At 34.7% G+C, this 18,846-nt stretch carries 18 protein-coding genes, 1 tRNA gene, 1 other RNA gene and 1 other annotated feature; of the genes, 7 read left to right on the plus strand and 13 right to left on the minus strand.

Annotated features, from left to right (window positions below; genetic code table 11):
• Window positions 1-252: 252 nt before the first annotated feature.
• The 7 genes from ACFVR2_RS24625 to tadA all read right to left on the minus strand — a co-directional run bounded on the left by ACFVR2_RS24625 (window position 253) and on the right by tadA (window position 4,482).
• Window positions 253-519: a pro-sigmaK processing inhibitor BofA family protein gene (locus ACFVR2_RS24625; RefSeq protein ID WP_387368051.1), complete on the minus strand. Its 267-nt coding sequence runs from the start codon at window positions 517-519 to the stop codon at window positions 253-255.
• Window positions 520-641: 122 nt separating this feature from the next.
• The gene (locus tag ACFVR2_RS24630) at window positions 642-869 is read right to left on the minus strand and encodes a YaaL family protein (RefSeq protein WP_098847125.1); all 228 of its coding nucleotides are present in this window, start codon (window positions 867-869) and stop codon (window positions 642-644) included.
• Window positions 870-892: 23 nt separating this feature from the next.
• Window positions 893-1,489 (minus strand): recombination mediator RecR, encoded by a 597-nt coding sequence (recR, locus tag ACFVR2_RS24635; RefSeq protein ID WP_387368055.1) that lies wholly within the window; start codon window positions 1,487-1,489, stop codon window positions 893-895.
• 12 nt (window positions 1,490-1,501) lie between these two features.
• Window positions 1,502-1,828, minus strand: coding sequence for a YbaB/EbfC family nucleoid-associated protein (locus tag ACFVR2_RS24640; protein WP_176545100.1), 327 nt, complete (start codon window positions 1,826-1,828; stop codon window positions 1,502-1,504).
• A 24-nt stretch (window positions 1,829-1,852) separates the two neighbouring features.
• Window positions 1,853-3,538: a DNA polymerase III subunit gamma/tau gene (dnaX, locus tag ACFVR2_RS24645; RefSeq protein WP_387368059.1), complete on the minus strand. Its 1,686-nt coding sequence runs from the start codon at window positions 3,536-3,538 to the stop codon at window positions 1,853-1,855.
• 121 nt (window positions 3,539-3,659) lie between these two features.
• Window positions 3,660-3,924: signal recognition particle sRNA large type (ffs, locus tag ACFVR2_RS24650), an RNA gene on the minus strand.
• Between the two features lie 84 nt (window positions 3,925-4,008).
• Window positions 4,009-4,482, minus strand: a complete 474-nt coding sequence (gene tadA, locus ACFVR2_RS24655; RefSeq protein ID WP_387368062.1) for a tRNA adenosine(34) deaminase TadA — start codon at window positions 4,480-4,482, stop codon at window positions 4,009-4,011.
• Between the two features lie 82 nt (window positions 4,483-4,564).
• Between tadA and ACFVR2_RS24660 the strand changes: the two genes are divergently transcribed.
• The 3 genes from ACFVR2_RS24660 to ACFVR2_RS24670 all read left to right on the plus strand — a co-directional run bounded on the left by ACFVR2_RS24660 (window position 4,565) and on the right by ACFVR2_RS24670 (window position 6,577).
• Window positions 4,565-5,158, plus strand: a complete 594-nt coding sequence (locus ACFVR2_RS24660) for a cysteine hydrolase family protein (RefSeq protein WP_387368065.1) — start codon at window positions 4,565-4,567, stop codon at window positions 5,156-5,158.
• 106 nt (window positions 5,159-5,264) lie between these two features.
• The gene (locus tag ACFVR2_RS24665) at window positions 5,265-5,906 is read left to right on the plus strand and encodes a deoxynucleoside kinase (protein ID WP_387368068.1); all 642 of its coding nucleotides are present in this window, start codon (window positions 5,265-5,267) and stop codon (window positions 5,904-5,906) included.
• Window positions 5,903-6,577: a deoxynucleoside kinase gene (locus ACFVR2_RS24670; protein ID WP_387368071.1), complete on the plus strand. Its 675-nt coding sequence runs from the start codon at window positions 5,903-5,905 to the stop codon at window positions 6,575-6,577. Before ACFVR2_RS24665 ends, ACFVR2_RS24670 begins: the two co-directional genes overlap by 4 nt.
• Window positions 6,578-6,737: 160 nt before the next feature.
• Here ACFVR2_RS24670 and ACFVR2_RS24675 read toward each other — a convergent pair.
• Window positions 6,738-6,830, minus strand: a tRNA-Ser gene (locus tag ACFVR2_RS24675).
• 232 nt (window positions 6,831-7,062) lie between these two features.
• On the opposite strand from ACFVR2_RS24675, the gene ACFVR2_RS24680 reads away from it, so the two are divergent.
• From ACFVR2_RS24680 to cstA, 3 genes are all read left to right on the plus strand, one after another.
• Complete coding sequence (locus tag ACFVR2_RS24680) at window positions 7,063-8,814, plus strand: LytS/YhcK type 5TM receptor domain-containing protein (protein WP_387368074.1); 1,752 nt, start codon at window positions 7,063-7,065, stop codon at window positions 8,812-8,814.
• A 3-nt stretch (window positions 8,815-8,817) separates the two neighbouring features.
• Entirely contained in the window at window positions 8,818-9,552 is a 735-nt protein-coding gene (locus ACFVR2_RS24685; protein ID WP_387368077.1) for a LytR/AlgR family response regulator transcription factor, read from the plus strand.
• A 134-nt stretch (window positions 9,553-9,686) separates the two neighbouring features.
• A complete protein-coding gene (cstA, locus tag ACFVR2_RS24690) occupies window positions 9,687-11,480 on the plus strand; it encodes a carbon starvation protein CstA (protein WP_387368080.1) in 1,794 nt (597 codons plus the stop codon).
• A 52-nt stretch (window positions 11,481-11,532) separates the two neighbouring features.
• On the opposite strand, the gene serS is transcribed toward cstA, so the two are convergent.
• From serS to guaB, 5 genes are all read right to left on the minus strand, one after another.
• On the minus strand, window positions 11,533-12,807 hold the full coding sequence (gene serS / locus ACFVR2_RS24695; RefSeq protein WP_387368083.1) for a serine--tRNA ligase: 1,275 nt from the start codon (window positions 12,805-12,807) through the stop codon (window positions 11,533-11,535).
• Window positions 12,808-12,873: 66 nt separating this feature from the next.
• Window positions 12,874-13,098 (minus strand) — a binding site (T-box leader).
• Window positions 13,099-13,148: 50 nt separating this feature from the next.
• Window positions 13,149-13,736 carry a pyridoxal 5'-phosphate synthase glutaminase subunit PdxT gene (pdxT, locus tag ACFVR2_RS24700; protein WP_387368086.1) on the minus strand — a complete coding sequence of 196 codons (588 nt, stop codon included), beginning with the start codon at window positions 13,734-13,736 and terminating at the stop codon, window positions 13,149-13,151.
• A 12-nt stretch (window positions 13,737-13,748) separates the two neighbouring features.
• Complete coding sequence (gene pdxS, locus ACFVR2_RS24705) at window positions 13,749-14,633, minus strand: pyridoxal 5'-phosphate synthase lyase subunit PdxS (protein WP_056471238.1); 885 nt, start codon at window positions 14,631-14,633, stop codon at window positions 13,749-13,751.
• Between the two features lie 133 nt (window positions 14,634-14,766).
• Complete coding sequence (locus tag ACFVR2_RS24710; protein WP_387368089.1) at window positions 14,767-16,116, minus strand: serine hydrolase; 1,350 nt, start codon at window positions 16,114-16,116, stop codon at window positions 14,767-14,769.
• 91 nt (window positions 16,117-16,207) lie between these two features.
• Entirely contained in the window at window positions 16,208-17,671 is a 1,464-nt protein-coding gene (gene guaB / locus ACFVR2_RS24715) for an IMP dehydrogenase (RefSeq protein ID WP_056471244.1), read from the minus strand.
• 115 nt (window positions 17,672-17,786) lie between these two features.
• Here guaB and ACFVR2_RS24720 point away from each other — a divergent pair, with 115 nt between their 5' ends.
• On the plus strand, window positions 17,787-18,746 hold the full coding sequence (locus tag ACFVR2_RS24720) for a YaaC family protein (RefSeq protein ID WP_387368093.1): 960 nt from the start codon (window positions 17,787-17,789) through the stop codon (window positions 18,744-18,746).
• The last annotated feature ends 100 nt before the right edge of the window (window positions 18,747-18,846 follow it).

The following is an 18,846-nucleotide window of genomic DNA, read 5'->3' on the forward strand; positions in this document are numbered from 1 at the left end:
CAAACTCTCCATAAAAGTTAAGTTTAAATCTTGTATTGCTCAAAAAAACTAATAATTGACGTTTACTTCATGTTTTGTTTAGTTTTCAAAGATCATCTTGTTTTTTAACAACTTAATCAGTTTATCACCTTCGACAAAATCTGTCAACAGTTGTTTTTTTCTTTTTTTGTTATCGCCATCAGCGACGTATATAAATATAACATCCCCTCGATAAATGGTCAACAGTTTTTTAAAACTTTTTTTATATATTTTTTATACTATATAAATACCAATTACACTTAACGCTACAATACCTGGAATACCTAATACACTTAAGAACGCACAAGTAACAGCATTAATCGGAATGTGAAAATTATTAGAAGCTAAAGCATAGTTTAGTATAAATACGATCATGACACATACAATACCTCTTAGTACATACTTGCTAATTAGTTTTAAAGCTTTAACTGGCAGACCTACTAATAATAGAAATAAGATTACAAATAATACAACTGAAATCATAATAATACTATTCACCACAAAAAAACTCCCCTCATATAACTTGTACACCTTTTACTAAGATTGTATGAGACCGGGAACTAATCAATGACAAAAAACATTAATAAAAAAGAGTCTATTGCCTAAACAATAAACTCTTTTAACTATTTCATTTTTGTTATCAAAACATTTCTTGCCTTTGCTTCTTTTAATAAGAAGAAATATTTAGCTTGATACAGCTTAATATGGATTAACAAATCATCAGGTGGATCCACACTTCTTTCCATTAACTCGACCTGACTTAAGTAAATATCTTTGTAATCATGTAGTCTATCAACTAACTTTTCATCAAATTCTTTGCGAATCTTTCCTTTTTTTCGAAAAAAACCCATGGTCTCTCTCCATTAATCAGTTTCTAAAGTTCTCTTCTACCTTCCATAGCCTTTGAAAGTGTAACTTCATCTGCATATTCTAAGTCTCCGCCTACTGGTAGACCATGTGCGATTCGAGTAATTTTTATACCCGTAGATTTTAATAGCCTAGAAATATACATAGCAGTTGCTTCACCCTCTATATTCGGGTTGGTAGCTAAAATAATTTCTTGAACTACATCATCTTTTAGTCTGCTCAATAATTCCATTATTTTTATGTCTTCCGGTCCAACTCCCTCCATAGGAGAAATTGCACCATGAAGTACATGATATAAACCTTGATATTCTCTCATTTTTTCCATAGCAATAACATCTTTCGTATCTTGAACTACACATATCGTAGATCGGTCTCGATGTTGATCACTACAAATATAACAAGGGTCTTGGTCAGTTATATGGCCACATTCTGAACAGTAAAGTAGTTTTCTTTTTGCATCTATCATTGATTTTGCAAAATCTAATACGTCATCTTGCTTCATATCTAACATAAAAAATGCCAGTCGAACGGCCGTTTTGGGTCCAACCCCTGGCAATTTCATAAAACTATCTATTAATTTGGATATCGGTTCAGGGTAATGCATCTGTCTTATCCCCTAAAATAATCCTGGAATATTCATTCCTTTAGTAAATTGCCCCATTGTTTTAGCAGTTTCATCTTCAATTTGCTTAATAGCATCATTCGTTGCAGTTAAAACTAAGTCTTGTAGCATTTCGATATCTTCTGGATCTACTACTTCTTCCTTAATATTTACTTCTACAATTTGTTTTAATCCATTAGCTGTAACAGTTACCATTCCGCCGCCAGCTGTACCAACAAATGTACGCTCGTTTAATTCGTTTTGAGCTTGCTCCATTTGTTTTTGCATTTTTTGCATTTGTTTCATCATGTTATTCATATTGCCCATTCCGCCACGCATCATTTTCATTTCCTCCAATATAGTTAGTTATTCTTTAACAATCACTAAATCTTCACCAACAAGATTGATCGCCTCTTGTACGATTGGTGCAACTTCTGTTGAAGTCTCTTTTTGTTTCGTTGTATTTAAAAATGAATCCCTAGTCGATCTCCAATCTTCTTCGGGAATTGCTAATACGCTCATATCTGCACCTAATAAATTAGATAAGGTTTGATTGATTGTTGTTAAATGCTCCTGTTCACCATTATTATTGATTAAATCACAAATTGTCTCTGATTTAAAAGCAACAACACTCTGTTCAGAAGAAGCAGCCACAACTTCACCATACGATACTAATGTCGCAGTAGAAACCTTATTTTGTTGCCTTAATTGATCTTGAAGCGATGTCCAAACCGCTAAAACTTTATTTTTTTCTGGTTTAGAAGCCGCTCTCAATACACCTGTTATTAAACTACTTGGTATTTTGGAACGAGCTGTAGTCGATTTTGGTTTTGGACTAGCAGAGGACTCATTTGTTCCACTTACTGTAACTCCATTTTCCTTTAAGGATTTTACTTCTTTCTCAAGAGCATTAATTTTATTAATTAATGGTGTCAGCTCGTCCTGTTTTTGTCCGATACTGCTCACAGAAGCTTTTTGACAAAGTTGTACAATTGCCACCTCAAGTAAAACTCTCGGATGATTAGTCCATTTCATTTCTTGCTGACTATTACTTAACGAAGCGATGATTTGATAGACTAGCTCATCATTATATGAATCACAGATCTCTTTAAATTGATCATTTACTGTCGCTCTCTCAAGTAATTCAACTGTACTTGGTGAGTGTCTATACAATAGAATATCTCGAAAATAAACTGTTAAATCTTCTATAAATCGAACTGGATCTTTACCTTGGTTTAATAGTTCTTCAATATTAGTTAAACAAACTGACACATTACCATCTATTATTGCTGAAACAACAGATAATAAACGTTCTTGTGCTACTGTGCCGGTTACGGCTAGAACATCCTCTAATGAAATTGATTCATCGCTATATGAAATAACCTGATCAAGAATACTTAATGCGTCCCTCATTCCCCCCTCAGCAGCACGGGATAACATCGTTAACGCTTCAGATTCTATTTCAATTTGCAAATGTCTTAATACTACTAGAAGACGTGCTGATATAGTTTGTATGCTTATTTTATGCAAATCAAATCGCTGACATCTTGAAAGTATAGTTAATGGAACCTTATGAGCTTCAGTTGTAGCTAATATAAAAATTACATGTTCAGGAGGTTCTTCTAATGTTTTTAATAATGCATTAAATGCTGATGTAGATAACATATGAACTTCATCGATTATGTACACTTTATACTTCCCTACGGAAGGAGCATATTTTACTTTTTCAAGAATTTCTCGCATTTCTTCTACTTTAGAATGAGAAGCAGCATCGAATTCAATTACATCTGAAATTGATCCATCAGTAATTCCTTTACAAATGGCACACTCATTACAAGGTTCATTAGTTGGTGCGTGTTCACAATTTAAAGCTTTTGCAAAGATTTTTGCTGTACTCGTTTTACCTGTTCCACGCGGACCTGTAAACAAATAAGCATGAGATACTTTTTGCTGAAGAAGGGAATTTTGTAACGTTCGTATAATATGATTTTGACCTACAACGTCTTTAAATTGCTGCGGCCTCCACAAACGATATAATGCTTGATATGTCAATTGGTTTCCTCCTTCTTACAAAGTCATCATTATTATACCCTATGTAATGATTTCATGGAAAATATTTTAAAGAAAACAAAAAAACTCACTCAAAATTGAGTGAGTTTTTATAAAGTTACTGCCGTGCACCACTCTTTGATGCACTACCCCAGGCGTTACTTAAACAGTTAGCTCGGCCCAGGCACCCCTACGGCACACGAGATGGCTCACTTATTGCTGCTTCCTTCCGGACCTGACAAGGTTCATGAGTTCTCGTTGCGTAGGACCCAGACGTCAACACCACTTATTTAAGGCAGACCCTGAAATAGATACACCTCGGAGTGGAATTCAGTCTCGCTAGAGCGGATTGCGAGTACAGGGCACCGCTACCTCCCCACCTAGCACGGCAAAGTTACAACCTAATTTTAAACCGCTATTTGAAGCGGTAGTTAAAGTATATACGAACCTAATTAAAAAATCAATCCTTGTCCTTATGAAGGTAAATTTTTCTTTCTAGACCGCAATTCTCTAAAGAAATTCGTTAATAATTTACCACATTCTTCTTCTAATATACCTGAACTAACTTCACAGCGATGGTTAAATCGATCTTCTTGCAAGAGATTATAAATTGATCCTCCACAACCTGCCTTCGGATCTTTTGCACCGAAAACGACTCTTGGAATTCTTGATTGAATTATAGCGCCAGCACACATCGGACAAGGTTCCAGCGTTACATATAGAGTTGTTTCCTCTAATCGCCAAGAATCAATAACTTTACACGCATCTTCTATTGTACTCATTTCTGCGTGACCTAAAGCTGTTTGTTTTGTTTCACGTAAATTATACCCACTTGCAATGACTTGATCGTTGTAAACCAACACAGCTCCAATAGGTACTTCCCCTATTTGCTCTGCTTTTAGTGCTTCCTCTATTGCCAACTTCATATAAAACTCATCTTTATTCAAACTTTACACCTCTTTATTTCTTTAACAAACAAATATTCTTTTTACGAGTAGATAAACTAAACATAGATTGGAGTGAAGCCGATTGAATTCTTCATATCAAAAAGACAAGCAGTTGCCTGCATTATTAATTGTCGATTTAATCAACTCATTTACTTTTAAGCATGGAAGTGTTCTTGCGGAAAAATCAATCCATATGGTTCCGAAAATAAATTACATAAGAGACATTTTTAAAAACAAAAAACTTCCTACTATATACGTTAATGATCACTATAAAATCGAAAACCCGACTCAAAAGAAACTTATTAAGCATTGTCTAAATCCTTTAAGCAACGACTTAATAAAACAAATACAACCAAACGAAGAAGATTATTTTATCTTTAAGCCTAACTACTCAGGTTTTTACTTAACAGATTTAGATGAATTACTTAAAAAATTAAAAATTACCCATTTGGTTATTGTAGGTGTTGCTGGAAATCGTTGTGTACTTTTTACAGCAAATGATGCATTTATGCGGGATTATAACTTAATTATACCTCAAGATGCAATTTCCTCGGTTACTGATTATGATGAGAAGGTTGCAATATATATGATGAAAGACATTTTAAATGCAACAGTTATTCAAACTCAGGAAATAGAAGAAATGATCGATCATTTAGTGAACAAGAATTATCAGTAATTGGAAAAATTTTAAAATGGTATTCCGTCTGACTACAGTATGTTAAAATAGTTTCTGTATGTTTTTTGAGTATGATACGGAATTTGACTAGTAAGGAGGACAAGAGATGATACGCGTACCTTTTATAACAGTAGAAGGACCAATTGGTGTCGGAAAAACATCTCTATCCAAAGCGATCTCTGAACACTTTCATTATGAGCTATTAAAAGAAATTGTAGATGAAAATCCTTTTTTGGGTAAGTTTTATACGGACATTGAAGAGTGGAGTTTCCAAACAGAAATGTTTTTCCTTTGTAATCGATTTAAACAATTAGAAGATATAGACCGAATGTTTCTTAAAAAATCGATTCCAGTGGTTGCAGACTATCACATCCTTAAGAATTTAATTTTTGCTAGCAGAACATTAAAAGACAAGCAGCATGATAAATATTTAAAAATATATCAAATATTAACTGAGGATATGCCAAAGCCTAATGTGGTTATTTACTTAACGGCAAGCCTTGAGACTCTACAAAAGCGTATTCAACTTCGTGGTAGAGAATTCGAACAATTAATCGAGGACCATTACCTACTTCAGTTAATTGAAGATTACGAGTCACACATGAAAGAATTTCAAGCTAAATACCCTGAAATTCCAGTACTAAAATTTGATGGTGATCAAATTGACTTCGTTAATAACCCGAGAGATTTAACGATGCTACTAGAATCGTTAGAAAACACCTTACAAAAGGAGCTAAGAAGTATATGAATTTACGTGAAAAATACGGAATACGAAATGATGCAGTTATTACAATTGCTGGGACAGTAGGTGTAGGAAAATCTACTATGACCAATGCACTTGCAGATGCATTAAACTTTCGTACATCATTTGAAAAAGTAGATACAAACCCATACCTAGATAAATTTTATCAAGATTTTGCTCGTTGGAGCTTCCATTTACAAATATACTTCTTAGCAGAGCGATTCAAAGAACAAAAAAGAATGTTTGAATACGGCGGTGGATTTATACAAGACCGTTCAATTTATGAGGATACTGGCATTTTCGCGAAAATGCATTACGAAAAAGGAACGATGAGTGAAGTAGACTACGAAACATATACTAGCCTTTTTGATGCTATGGTTATGTCACCTTATTTCCCTGCTCCTGATTTATTAATTTACTTAGAAGGAACATTCGATGAAGTCGTTGAGCGAATTAAAGAGCGTGGACGTCCAATGGAGCAACAAACTCCGATTGAATATTGGAAAGAAATGAATACACGTTACGAAAACTGGATTAATAACTTTAACGCTTGTCCTGTACTTCGTTTAAGTATTAGCGAGTACGATCTAATTAAAAATGATTCTTCTGTAGAAGAAATCGTTAAGAAGATTGGAAACGTACTAAATCATTCACAAAAATATATGAAATCTAGATAATAGTTGTCTTCCAAATAGATAAAAGAAAAAGCTGCGAATTTTACATAGTACTGTACGCAGCTTTTTCTTTTTCGATTCATTTTATAAACAAACAAAAAACTCGTTACACAAATGTAACGAGCTGTCTAATATATATGCACTCTTTTAATTATAAAAAAAATGGAGGAGTAAGAGGGATTCGAACCCCCGCGGGCTGTTACACCCCTGTCGGTTTTCAAGACCGATCCCTTCAGCCAGACTTGGGTATTACTCCGTATTGACAAGATTTATAATACCATACGAAAAAAACAAGGTCAAGCATTCTTTTTAAAAAAATATAACTTTTTTTCAGAAACTAAAACGCCTCTTTTAACGTCAGGTATTATTGTCATCTTATTATTAAAATAGATACCTTTTATATAAGTAGAAAAAATATACAGAAAATTCATTTGTATTTATAATGGTACTACCATTTAAAAACATTAGAAATTTTTAAGGAGAAAGAAATGTTTGAATTAATACCGCTGATGCTGGAACGAGTGGGTATTCTCGTTATACTTGCCTTTTTACTTTCAAGGATGAAATCATTTAGACAAATCATTCAAAATGAACACTCCTTTGGTGCAAAAGTAATCCTAATTATTATATTTGGTGCCTTTGGTGTAATTAGTAATTATACTGGTGTTCATATTTATCATGAGTCAATTATGTCTCAGTCATGGCACTTCAATGTAGCAAGTAATAATGCAATTGCAAATACAAGAATTATGGGTGTAGCCATTGGCGGTCTAATCGGCGGTCCGATTGTTGGCTTAGGAGTCGGGTTAATAGCAGGCTTACACAGACTAACATTAGGTGGGTTTACTGCATATGCGTGTGCCATTTCGACAATCGTTGCGGGAGTTGTTACAGGCCTACTTAGAAAAAGATTCGGGATACAGAAAAACAAATCCCTTTGGAGTGTAGTTTCAATTGGAATTATTATGGAATGTGTTCAAATGGGGATTATTCTTTTAATCGCAAAACCATTTTGGGCCGCTCTTCATCTTGTCGAAGTAATTGCTCTTCCAATGATTCTAATAAATGGATTTGGTACGCTTATCTTTATATTAATCATCCAAAACATTTTACAGGAAGAAGAAAAAACGCGAGCGCTTCAAACAAACAAAGCCTTATATATTGCAGAGCAAACATTACCGTTTTTTAGGCAGGGACTAACCCCGCATTCATGTAATGAAGCGGCAAAAATCATTTTTAAATTAACTAAGGCAGATGCAATCTCGATTACTGATCACAAAAGCGTACTTGCTCATGTAGGTGCAGGTTCGGATCACCATGAACCAATGAATAGCTTAGCAACAAAACTAACTAAAAAGGCATTAGAAGAGGGAAAAGTTATTATTGCTACTTCAAAAGATGAAATTCAGTGCTTCCAAATGGATTGCCCTTTAAGTGCGGCTATCGTATTGCCGTTAAAGGCTTTAAATAAAACAGTTGGCTCTTTAAAGCTATATTACACGGATTCCAACAAGTTAGGAAAAGTTGAAAAAGAATTAGCCGACGGATTATCTAAACTTTTTTCTACCCAATTGGAATTAGCAGAAGCTGAACTGCAGCGGAAGTTAGTGAAAGATGCTGAAATAAAAGCTTTACAAGCACAAATGCATCCCCACTTCCTGTTTAACTCTTTAAATACAATTTCAAGTTTAATTAGAACAGATGCTGATCAAGCTAGAAAATTACTAATCCATTTAAGTACTTTTTTTCGAAATAATTTACAAGGATCAAGGCAGACCTTAGTCACTTTAGAAAAGGAATTAGAACATGTGGAAGCATATTTAACCATTGAACAAACTAGGTTTCCTACTAAATTCCTTGTTGAGTTCCAAATAGAACCTCATTTAAAAACAGTTCAAATCCCCCCTTTTACGCTTCAACCACTTATAGAGAACTCGATTCGCCATGCATTTTTAAAGGAAAAAAAATTAAAGGTAACTGTGCAAGCATATGAGTTCAATAATGATATGATTCTCATTACTGAAGATAATGGCAAGGGGATTTCGCCAGAGCTACTAAATACAATTGGGAATGAAACAATACAGTCTAAAGAAGGAACTGGAACAGCCTTATGGAATATAAAAAAACGAATTGAAGAAATTTACGGGGAAAAAGAATATTTTCAAATAAAATCCGACATGAACACGGGAACGAAAGTATCGATAAGAATCCCATTAACGCAAGAAGTAATGGAGGGATAAATAATGTTAAAGGCACTAATTGTAGATGATGAACCATTAGCAAGAGACGAACTAGCTTATTTACTAAAAAGAAGCAAGGAAGTTGAAATAGTTGGTGAAGCGGACTCAATTAGAAGTACATTGGAACTCATACAAATAGAAGAAGTCGATGTTGTATTTTTAGATATCCAATTAGCTGATGAAAGTGGATTAGAATTAGCCCAAAAAATGCAGGACCTTAGCCATCAACCAGCAATCGTCTTTGCAACAGCTTTTGACGAGTACGCTTTAAATGCATTCGATTTACACGCGATTGATTATATTTTAAAACCATTTGATGAAATAAGAATTCAGAAGACTATTGAAAAATTAGCAAAGCTAAGTATGAAGTCTATTAAAACTGAGGTGAAAAAGAATCCCCCACATTTAAAACAAGATAAATTAGCTATTTCGGTTGATGAGAGAATTCTTTTAATAACGTTCGAAGAGATCACCTACATTTTTACACAAGAAGGGAAAACAAGGGTCGTTACTGATAAGATGACATATCGATTAAATGAACCTTTAATCAATTTAGAACGAAAGCTACAAAATACATCATTTACTCGTGTCCATCGGAGCTATATTGTCAATTTGGATAAAATCATTGAAATTCAGCCTTGGTTTAATTCCACATATAATTTAATTATGAATGATGGTGAAAAAGTACCTGTTAGTCGAACGTACACAAAGGAGCTTAAACAACTTTTTAATTTATAAGCTTGTATTTCAATAATCCATTCATGCTTCTCAACCTGTTTTTATTGCAGTTTACGCTGAAAATTCAAAATTTTAATTTTCATAAAGTAAAATGAATGTATATAAAAAGAAACAGGGGAGGCTTATTAAATAAAATGAATGCGGTTACAATTGTTATTGCTTCTATGTGTATTTTGATGATTGCATATCGTCTATACGGAACATTTATGGCTGTGAAGGTACTTAAGTTAAATGATTCTATCCCTACTCCAGCTCATGAGTTAAATGATGGTAAGGACTATGTTCCTACTAACAAATGGGTAACATTTGGTCATCACTTTGCTGCAATCGCAGCAGCTGGCCCTCTAGTAGGTCCAATTTTGGCCGCTCAATTTGGTTACCTTCCAGGCCTGCTATGGCTTTTAATTGGTGCTGTAATCGGTGGAGCAGTACATGATGCAGTCGTTTTATATGCTTCAATGAGAAAGAAAGGAAAGTCGCTATCAGAAGTAGCAAAGGAAGAACTTGGACCAGTTGCAGGCTTCTGTACGGGACTAGCTATGCTTTTTATTATTACAATTACGATGGCCGGCCTTTCAATGGTTGTTCTGCATGCGCTTGAAAATAATCCATGGGGGACATTTGCAGTTGGAATCACAATACCAATTGCTATGGGTGTAGGACTACTTTATAAAAAAACCGGCAATTTAAAATTAGCTTCAACGATTGGATTTATTTTGTTAATGGTTGGAGTTTTTATGGGTCCGACAATTCAAGAAACTGCTATAGGTGATTTTTTAACATTCGATACACGGACATTAGCTATTATACTACCAATCTATGCTTTTTTTGCCGCTGCTTTACCAGTATGGCTTTTACTAGCACCTCGTGATTATCTAAGTAGTTTTATGAAAATCGGTGTATTTATTGCACTCATTATTGGGGTATTTATTATTAATCCATCCATACAATTTCCGACTGTAACAAAATTTGTTAACGGCGGGGGACCCATTTTAGCTGGTCCAGTTTGGCCATTTATTTCAATTACAATAGCATGTGGAGCAATCTCAGGATTCCATGCATTTGTGGGTTCTGGTACAACTCCAAAAATGCTTGATCGATGGAGCGATATAAAGGTCGTAGGGTTTGGTGCAATGCTAGTTGAATGTTTAGTAGGTATAATGGCTTTAATCGCTGCTACTGCACTTCAGCCAGCAGACTACTTTGCAATTAACTCTACTCCAGAAGTTTTTAAAACTTTAGGAATGAATGTTGTCCACTTACCGGAACTAAGTAAAGAAATCGGATTAAGTCTAGAAGGGCGTACTGGTGGAGCCGTTACATTGGCAGTTGGTATGACGTACATATTTACATCGATCCCTTGGTTTAGCCATTTAGCATCATATTTCTTCCAGTTTGTTGTTATGTTCGAAGCCGTATTTATTTTAACAGCAATTGATGCTGGAACTCGAGTGGCACGATATTTAATTCAAGACTTCTTTGGTGAATATTATAAACCATTGAAGAAAACTGATTGGATACCAGGTTCCATTTTTGCCAGTGCGCTAGCATGCTTCATGTGGGGATATCTCTTATTTTCAGGGGATATTGGATCAATCTGGGCATTATTTGGAGTATCTAATCAATTAATGGCTTCGATCGGATTAATCATTGGTGCAACAGTGCTATTAAAGATAGCTGATCAACGTTGGTATATGCTTACATGTTTGATTCCCCTAGCTTATCTATTTATCACTGTTAATTATGCAGGATATTGGATGATTAAAAATGTTTATCTTAACCATGATGCAGCCGGATATAGTATGTTAAACGGCGTCTTATCGATCATCATGTTAGTCTTAGGCGTTGTGATTTTAATTTCTGCTATTAAAAAATGGATGGAATTGTGGAACACACCTAATTATAAAATTGATGTTAAAACAATCTAAATAAAAAGCAGATGTGTCCGAGAACAATTTCTCGATACATCTGCTTTTTTAGTTATTTAATTACTTCTTTTCCACCCATATACGGACGAAGAACTTCAGGAATAATAACTGAACCATCTGCTTGTTGGTAGTTTTCTAAAATTGCAGAAACCGTACGTCCAATTGCAAGGCCAGAGCCGTTTAATGTATGAAGAAATTCTGGTTTTCCTTTTGGATCACGTCTGAAGCGTATATTCGCTCTTCTTGCTTGGAACGCCTCAAAGTTACTACAAGAAGAAATTTCTTTGTATGCATCATAGCTTGGTAACCAAACTTCAATGTCATACGTTTTTGCAGAAGAAAATCCAATATCTCCAGCACATAATGTAATGACACGGTATGGTAATCCTAATAATTGAAGAACTTTTTCAGCGTGAGCTGTTAATTTTTCTAACTCAATATAAGAATCCTCAGGTTTTACAAAGCGGACTAGTTCAACTTTATTAAATTGATGTTGGCGGATTAATCCACGTGTATCACGACCAGCAGAACCTGCCTCAGAGCGGAAACACGCGCTATATGCAGTATATGCGATTGGTAATTGAGCAACATCAAGAATTTCGTCACGGTGATAGTTTGTTACAGGTACTTCTGCTGTTGGTACTAAGAAAAAGTCTTCTTTTTCGATACGGAACGCGTCTTCTTCAAATTTTGGTAGTTGTCCTGTACCAATCATGCTAGCACGATTTACAAGGTTAGGAGGTAGCATTTCAGTATATCCATGCTCCTCTGTATGAAGATCTAACATGAAGCTGATTAGGGCACGCTCAAGTTTAGCTCCTAAACCTTTATAAAAAGTAAAACGGCTACCAGTAACTTTAGCACCACGTTCAAAATCCAAAATCTCTAAGTCAACACCTAAATCCCAGTGTGCCTTTGGTTCGAAATCAAATGTACGAACCTCGCCTATTCTACGAATTTCAACATTATCCTCTTCTGTTAACCCAACTGGTACTGAATCGCTAACTAAGTTTGGAATTGTAAATAGGATAGCGTCTAATTGCTCTTCTAAAGTTCTAATCTCTTCATCTAGAGCCTTAATTTTATCTCCAACTTCTCTCATTTCAATAATTAGTGCTTCAGCATCTTTTTTCTCACGCTTTAATACACTAATTTCTTGGCTAACCTCATTGCGTCGGCTCTTTAAGCCTTCAACCTGAACAAGTAATTCTCTACGATTTAAATCTAAGTCTTCAAATTTTTCGATATAGCTTATGTCCCCACCACGTAATTGAAGTTTTGCTTTTACATCTTCAAAATTGCTACGTAATAATTTAATGTCTAACATTTCAATTCCTCCTATTCATTTATTGTCTAAAGAATAAAAATGAATACAAAAAAGCCCTCATCCCATAAAAGGGACGAGAGCTACCCGCGTTGCCACCCTAATTGAAGAATTAATAAATAATCCTTCCACCTTAGTATAGTTAACGGACTATAGTACCGGAGTTACTTACTAGCTAAAAGCATTCCGCAACTCGCTCAAGAATGGATTCACAAGTCTTCATTATCGGTTTGCACCAACCACCGACTCTCTATAAATTTAGAACTTGCTACTATTTTCTTTCATCGCTTTAGACAATTTAAATTATATAATAATTTACTATAAGCTTTTACTTTTTTCAATAGTTACATACTTAAATTTGCACTTTTTTCCTTAACCATCTCTACAAAGTAATTCATAAAACGGTAATCATTCGTTAATTCCGGATGGAAAGACGCTGCTAACATGTGTTTATGTCTAACCGCTACAATATTACCATCATGTTCTGCAATAACCTCTGCATCACCTGATACTGAACGAATAAATGGTGCTCTGATAAATACAGCTGGGTAGTCTTCACAAACACCTTTAATTGGGATGTTTACTTCAAAACTATCCACTTGTCTACCATAAGCATTACGTTCAGCTACCATATCCATAACTCCTAGATGCACCGTGTCATCATTTGCAATCTCTTTTGAAAGTAAGATCATGCCTGCACATGTACCGAATGCTGGTAGACCATTTTCAATTTTCTCTTTTAAAGGTTCTAATAACCCGACATGATCAAGCAACTTACGCATTGCAGTGCTCTCTCCACCAGGTAATACAATCCCATCAAGTCCATCTAAATGTTCTACACGTTTCACGATAACAGTTTCAGCACCACATGCTTTAATTGCATTTATATGTTCTTGAACTGCACCTTGTAATGCTAATACACCTATTTTCATAAATTCACCAACTTAAATGCTACGATCTTGCATACGATCTGCTGCAGCAAGTTGTCTCATATCGATCCCTTTCATAGCAGGACCTAAGTTTTTAGAAAGGTTAGCGATTAATTCGTAATCTTGATAGTGAGTAGTAGCTTGTACAATCGCACGAGCAAATTTCTCAGGGTTTTCTGATTTAAAGATACCAGAACCTACGAATACACCATCAGCACCTAATTCCATCATTAAAGCTGCGTCCGCAGGAGTTGCTACTCCACCAGCTGCAAAGTTAACAACAGGTAAACGACCAAGTTCTTTAATTTGAAGTAATAATTCGAATGGAGCGCCAAGGTTTTTAGCTTCAACCATTAATTCATCACGAGATAAACCAACTACTTTACGGATTTCTCCATTGATTTGGCGTAAGTGACGTACTGCTTCTACAATGTTTCCAGTACCAGGCTCACCTTTTGTACGTAGCATAGATGCGCCTTCACCAATACGACGAAGTGCTTCACCTAAGTTACGGCAACCACAAACGAATGGAACAGTGTAATCTGATTTGTTAATATGGAAGATATCATCTGCTGGAGATAATACTTCACTCTCATCGATGTAATCTACTCCCATTGCTTCTAAAACACGCGCTTCAACGATATGTCCAATACGAGCTTTAGCCATTACAGGAATACTAACAGCGTTAAGAATTTCCTCAGTAATACTTGTATCAGCCATACGAGCTACTCCACCAGCAGCACGAATATCAGATGGTACCTTTTCCAATGCCATTACTGCTACTGCACCAGCAGCTTCCGCTATTTTGGCTTGCTCAGCATTTACTACGTCCATAATAACGCCGCCTTTTTGCATTTCTGCCATGCCGCGTTTTACACGTTCTGTTCCTGTTAAATTCATTGTTATGCCCCTCCATTATTAAAGCTTACTTGGTAACATTTTAGTATTTATTATCCCCTAGTTAAAGTTACCCTACTTTTATTTTACTGAAAAAATGACAACTTAACAATTACTGATATATTTATATAGAAATTTATTTAAATAAACCACCAATTCCGCTTACGATGCTATCCCATAAATTCCCGAAAAATGAACCAATTCCTCTGAATGATAGAACTAACCAATTTGCTTTATCAACACTTTTATCAACTACTAAATCAAATGACTGATTATTAGTATTGATAAATCCTAGATCTTCATTCTTTGAAGATTTAACCACAATTTGTCCAACCTTTGTTCCTTTTTTAATTGGAGCTTTAATATTGCCATCCTTATCGATTGACTTACCTGATAATTGGACAGTTGCTTTATAATTTTTAGCTTCACCGCGTTTTATAGCTAAAGTAACATCGTCTTTTGCTACTACTTTTACTTCTTTATCTTTACCTTTAACTACTTTTACTGTTTTATTACCTTTTACTGTTTGACCTTTTGACACCAATGTAACTTTTTCGAAGTTACTGAACCCGTAATCCATTAATTTAGCCGTTTCACTAAATCTAGAGTTATAAGAATCTGCCCCCATTACAACTGTTATATAACGTTGACCATCTCTTTTAGCAGTTCCAGTAAAACAGAATCCAGCTGAATCCGTTGAACCTGTTTTTAATCCATCCATACCTGGGTACTGAAATACTAATCCTGGTAACATCCAGTTCCAGTTATCCATTTTTACTGGATACTTTCCACCTTCTTGGAATGTTTTCTTTGGAATTGAAGAAGTTTGAAGTACTTCAGGATATGTTTTAATTAGATTATAAGCTAATTTTGCAACACCGTTTGCTGACATAATATTTTCATCAGTAAGGGCAGTTCCCTCTGGTTGCATACCTTGTAAGTCTTTATTTACTAAACCAGTAGCATTAACAAATTTAACGTCTCCTAGGCCTAGTTTCTTTGCTTTATCGTTCATTAATTGTACGAAGTTTTTCTCTGATCCACCAATTTTTTCTGCTAGTGCAATTGTTGCACCGTTTGCTGAATAAATAGCAGCTGCTTCATATAGTTCTTTTACTGTATATTGACCACCTAATTCAAGTGGTACATTAGATAATCCTGTGTTTTGAGAGATTTTATGAGCATAATCAGAAACAGTTACTTTATCGTCCCAAGAGATTTTCCCATTTTTTACTGCTTCATTAACTAGATACTCTGTCATCATTTTAGACATACTTGCAATCGGTAATGGAGCTTTTGAATTTTTTTCATATAATATTTTCCCTGAATTTGCATCAACTAAAATCGCAGCTTTAGCTTTAATGTCTAAAACGTCCTCTGCCGCAGCTGGTCTTAAATTCATAGGGATGATTATTGTTATCGCTAATGCTATTACTATCAATTTTGTTAGTATTTTCTTTCCAATCACTTTTTTACCTCCAACCATTAATTTCACTTGTTCATTTTAACACAATTATTTCCCAAAAAATAGGCAACTACAATTTCTTGTAATTGCCCTAGGTAAATTGCTTAAATTATTATAGTGAGTAATTTGGTGCCTCTTTTGTAATATGAACATCATGCGGATGACTTTCACGTAATCCTGCACCTGACATACGAATAAATTGTGCGTTATCTCTTAATTCATTTAGTGTAGCAGTACCACAGTAACCCATACCAGCTCTAATTCCACCGATTAATTGGTGAACTGTATCAGCTAATGGGCCTTTATATGGAACACGTCCTTCAATACCTTCAGGAACTAGTTTTTTATTACCTTCTTGGAAATAACGATCTTTACTTCCTCTTTCCATTGCTCCAACAGAACCCATACCACGATATACTTTAAATTGTCTACCTTGGAAGATTTCTGTTTCACCAGGACTTTCTTGTACACCAGCAAACATGCTTCCTAACATAACTACATGCCCACCAGCTGCAAGAGCTTTAACGATATCTCCAGAGTACTTAATACCGCCATCTGCAATAATAGGAACTCCGTACTCTCTAGCAACAGAAGCACAGTCATAAACTGCAGTTAGTTGAGGAACACCTACTCCAGCAACAACTCGAGTAGTACAGATCGAACCTGGTCCAATACCAACTTTTACGATATCTGCTCCAGCTTCAATAAGTTCTTTAGTTGCTTCACCTGTTGCAACATTACCAGCGATTATTGCTAATTCTGGGAATCTACTTCTAATTTCTTTTACTTTTTCAATAACGCCTTTAGAGTGACCATGTGCTGTATCAATTACAATTACATCGACATTAGCTTTCACTAAAAACTCTACTCTTTGAAGTGCATCTTTTGTTACTCCTACAGCTGCACCTACAAGTAATCGTCCTTGTTGATCTTTCGCTGAGTTTGGAAACTCAATTACTTTTTCAATATCCTTAATTGTAATTAGGCCCTTTAAAGTACCGTCTTCATTAACTAGGGGTAGCTTTTCAATTTTATGTTTTTGAAGAATTTTTTCTGCTTCTGCAAGTGTAGTTCCAACAGGAGCAGTAACTAGATTTTCTTTTGTCATAACATCTGAAATAACAATTGAATAATCTTGAATAAAACGTAAATCACGATTTGTTAAAATACCTACTAATTTTCTATTCTCTGTATCGTTTACGATCGGCACACCTGAAATACGATATTTACCCATTAAATATTCAGCGTCTGCTACTTTATGAGATGGTGTTAAGAAGAATGGATCATCAATTACACCACTTTCAGAACGCTTTACTTTGTCTACCTGTTCAGCTTGATCTTCAATAGACATATTTTTGTGGATGATACCTAGTCCACCTTGTCTAGCCATTGCAATAGCCATATCTGCTTCTGTAACTGTATCCATTCCTGCGCTGATTAATGGAATATTTAATTGAATTTTCTCAGTTAATCTCACACTTACATCAACTTGATTTGGAAGTACTTCAGATTTCGCTGGAACTAGTAAAACATCATCAAAAGTAAGTCCTTCTTTTACGAATTTTGATTCCCACATAAAAAAGCCCCCCTATACACGTATAAATATTATTAGTAGATTAACAATAGGATAAAACACTGTCAAGGAAGTCAAATTATGTTTAAATATTCAGTTAATAAGGAGTTCCTCTCTTATGTTATATTCGTATAGTAATGTATGGGATGAGCTATGTTATTTTAGCTCTGCACAATATTCAAAAAACTATCTTCAAACAAAATATGAACGAACTAATTCCAAGGAACAAAAAACAAAGGCTTTCCGTAATGCTTATCCATTTTTATATTATATTGAGCATGGGAAAAGTTATTTTCATGCAGCTCAAAATTCTCAAATTAATGTAAAACCTACATTACTGTTTTATGGGCTTGTACAATTATTAAAGGCTTGCATCCTTACCGTAGATCCTGATTATCCGAGTACCACTTCAATCTTGGCCCATGGCGTTACCTCGAGAAAAATAAAAAAAGTAGGATACTCTTTTGTTGATGACGAAGTTAAAATCCAAAAAAATGGATTATTTACACATGCTTCTAAAGTATTATTTAATCTTAATAATTTAGAAAGTGAAAAGTTTACAATGCTTCAGCTTTTACAATCAATACCAGAATTAAATAAGATCCTTAAAATTACCAAAAAAGGAAATTTATTTCTTCCAATTACTGTTGATAATGATGTAATCACTATGCCTGAACAAATTTTGTCATCCTATCATTTTACTTCAGAACGTTTTATTTCATTTCTTCAATCAAAACAAGCTTCAATAGATATTGTAATTGTTGAACAGAATCAAAAGCAAATTAAAATTAAATCAAATTTTCCTGATAAAATTTTAAATAAAGCGCCATTTTATTTTAATATATTAAATCAAAGTTATTTTTTAAAATCACAAAAGGAAGCGCTTTTACTATTACCTGAAATTCTTTACCACTATCTACTTTTATATAACTTGAGTATGATTTGTCGCTATGAAACTGACTGGTGGTGTGAACTTTTACAGACTTATTCTACTGATGATTATCCTTTAATAAACCAATTTTTAACAACAACAGAACAAAAAATTCCTTATTTAATTCATCGATTTTTAACTACATAATAAACAAAAAAAACATCAGCCTAATAGCTGATGTTTTTGGTTACCAGGCGACGTTCTACTCTCACAGGGGGAAACCCCCAACTACCATCGACGCAAAAGA

The organism is Gottfriedia sp. NPDC057991, from assembly GCF_042886615.1.
Classification (GTDB): Bacteria; Bacillota; Bacilli; order Bacillales; family Bacillaceae_G; genus Gottfriedia.